We start from the raw sequence: 2,823 nt of genomic DNA on the forward strand, positions 1-2,823 counted from the left end.
CCCGCCGTGCTGTACTACGCCCTGCATTTCGCGCCCGGCATGCAGGACGCCAACCAGCAGGATCGCGACGACGTGGTGGTCAAGTTCCTTCTGACCGCCGGTGCTGTCGGAGTCCTCTACAAGGAACAAGCCTCGATCTCGGGCGCGGAAATGGGCTGCCAGGGCGAAGTGGGCTCTGCATCGTCCATGGCTGCCGCCGGCTTGGCCGAAGTGATGGGCGGCAGCCCGTCGCAGGTTGAGAACGCGGCCGAAATCGCGATGGAACACAATCTTGGTCTGACCTGCGATCCCATCGGTGGTCTCGTTCAGGTGCCCTGCATTGAACGAAACGCCATCGCCGCGGCGAAAGCGATCAACGCCGCCAAAATGGCGCTTTGGGGCGACGGCGTACACCGGGTGTCCCTCGACGAGGTCATCATCACCATGCGGGAAACAGGCAAGGACATGAGCTCCAAGTACAAGGAGACGGCCATGGGTGGGCTAGCCGTCAACGTCGTGGAGTGCTGAGCAGCAATGGCAAGGCATGCCGTGGGCCTTGGAAAGGCACCAGTCAACCCTGCCTAACTGCCGCCATGACGCAAAAGCAGCAATGATTACCGAAGAAGATCGATCACAATCTCGATGAGGAGTGGAACAGCATGCAGCAACTCGCTAACCGGCTCGAACGTCTGGGCACCGAAACCGCCTTCAGCGTCGCCCAAGCCGCGGCCGCCTGGAAGGCGAAGGGGAACCTCGTGTACCCCTTCCATCTCGGCGACATCAACATCCCGACGGCACCACATATCGTCGAAGCCATGAACCGGGCCATCGCCGACGGCAATACGGGCTATTGCCCGGGCCCCGGCATCCCGCAGTTGCGCGAGGCGCTCGCCGACGACCTTGGGGCCCGCCGGGGTATTGAGTTCACCCCTGACAACGTGGTCGTGATGACGGGCGGCAAGCCCGTGATCACGAAATTCCTGCAGGCGGTCATGAACCCCGGCCAGGAAGTGCTCTATCCCAACCCCGGCTTCCCGATCTACGAATCGCAGATCGAGTACCTCGGTGGCACAGCGGTGCCTTACCGCTACCTGCCCACGAGCGAGGGCTTCGCGATCGATCTCGACCAGGTGCGCGCATCGATCAACCCGAATACTGTCGCAATCATCTACAACGACCTGCAGAACCCCATCTCGGCTGAGTCGACGTCGGCCGAGCGGGAGGCTATCGCACAGCTCGCCCAGGAGCACGACCTCTGGGTACTCTCCGATGAGGCGTACTTCGAGACGCGCTATGAGGGTGTCTCCAGCTCCATCGCCTCGCTTCCCGGCATGGCGGAGCGCACCGTGATCCTCTACACGTTCAGCAAGAAGTTCGCCATGACCGGATCACGCCTCGGCTGCGCCGTCGCCCCGATCGAGATCGCCAAGGTGCTCAGCACACTCAACACCAACGATGAGTCGTGCACCACGCACTACGTGCAATGGGCCGGCATCGAAGCGCTCCGTGGCACCCAGGAACCCGTACAGCAGATGCTCGACATCCTGCGCGAGCGACGGGATGCCGCATGCGAACTCGTGAACCACATCTCCGGCATGCAGGTCGCCGTGCCGAAGTCGACGTTCTACCTCTTCCCCGACGTCACCGAGGCCATGCAGCGCATGGGGTACACGGCAGTCGGCGATTTCGCCTCCGCAGCCCTGCACGAGACCGGCGTCTCCTTCTGCACACGTGAGCACTTCGGACGCCGCCAGCCCGGCGAAGAGCGGCAGTACATCCGGCTCGCCTACTCGGGCATCGACGTCGCTGACATCCGCGACGGCCTCGGCCGCCTGCGCAAGTGGATCGAGACGGCATGAGCCGGGTCGTCGTCACGGGACGTGTACCCGACGCCGCTATCGATAAGCTTCGCGCCGAGCACGAGGTCGACGCCTGGCAGAGTCCGGAGTCGATTGGCCGGGAGGAGCTCCTGCGCCGGGTAGCCGGCGCCGACGCCGTGGTGAGCCTGCTCACAGAACGCATCGACTCCGAGCTGCTCGACGCCGCCGGCCCGCAGCTCAAAGTGGTCGCGAACGTCGCTGTCGGCTATGACAACATCGACGTGCCGGCCTGCACCGAACGAGGCATCGTGGCCACCAACACCCCTGACGTACTCACGGACGCCACAGCCGACATCGCGCTCGGCCTGATCCTCATGGCGACCCGCCGGCTCGGCGAGGGGGAACGGCTCATCCGCTCCGGCCAGCCATGGAAGTGGGGCATGTTCTTCCTGCTCGGCAACAGCCTGCACGGCAAGACCCTCGGCATCGTAGGCATGGGCGGCATCGGCCAGGCCACCGCACGCCGGGCCAAAGCCTTCGGCATGGAAATCATCTACCAGTCGCGCAGTGAAATCGATCCCGGGATCGCCGCAGAGCTGGGTGCCCGGCGCGTCGACCTCGACGAGCTGCTGACCGTCTCCGACATCGTCTCCCTGCACTGCCCCTACGGGCCTGCCACCCACCACCTGATCGGCGCCGAACAACTCGCGGCCATGAAGGATTCGGCCTACCTCATCAACACCGCCCGCGGGCCCATCATCGACGAAGCAGCCCTCGCTTCTGCCCTTCGCGAGGGACAGATCAGTGGCGCCGGGCTCGACGTTTTTGAAAACGAGCCCCGAGTGCACCCCGGACTGCTCGAGCTCGAGAACGTTGTGCTCGTCCCACACCTCGGCTCCGCCACCGTCGAGACCCGTACCGCCATGGCAATGCTCGCAGCAGACAATACCCTCGCCGTGCTTGGCGACGAACGACCACCCTCGCCGATCAATTAGAGGCAAGGCGGCCATTGCCGGCGGTGTCG

Annotated in this window: 3 protein-coding genes; all 3 read left to right on the top strand. The window is 64.4% G+C overall.

The window, feature by feature from the left end; genetic code table 11:
* A partial coding sequence (locus Y705_RS21540; protein ID WP_173401102.1) for an L-serine ammonia-lyase, iron-sulfur-dependent, subunit alpha occupies positions 1 to 507 on the top strand: 507 nt, incomplete at its 5' end.
* Between the two features lie 131 nt (positions 508 to 638).
* Positions 639 to 1,838, top strand: a complete 1,200-nt coding sequence (locus Y705_RS0115040) for a pyridoxal phosphate-dependent aminotransferase (RefSeq protein WP_026533455.1) — start codon at positions 639 to 641, stop codon at positions 1,836 to 1,838.
* A complete protein-coding gene (locus Y705_RS0115045; RefSeq protein WP_026533456.1) occupies positions 1,835 to 2,794 on the top strand; it encodes a 2-hydroxyacid dehydrogenase in 960 nt (319 codons plus the stop codon). Before Y705_RS0115040 ends, Y705_RS0115045 begins: the two co-directional genes overlap by 4 nt.
* Positions 2,795 to 2,823 lie beyond the last annotated feature (29 nt).

This window comes from Arthrobacter sp. H41, assembly GCF_000520535.1.
In the GTDB taxonomy this organism is placed as follows: domain Bacteria; phylum Actinomycetota; class Actinomycetes; order Actinomycetales; family Micrococcaceae; genus Arthrobacter_D.

Excerpts from the sequence above, each read along its gene's own strand:
- Y705_RS0115045 (WP_026533456.1), top strand. The coding sequence starts at position 1,835 with ATGAGCCGGGTCGTCGTCACGGGACGTGTACCCGACGCCGCTATCGAT.
- Y705_RS0115040 (WP_026533455.1), top strand. The coding sequence starts at position 639 with ATGCAGCAACTCGCTAACCGGCTCGAACGTCTGGGCACCGAAACCGCC.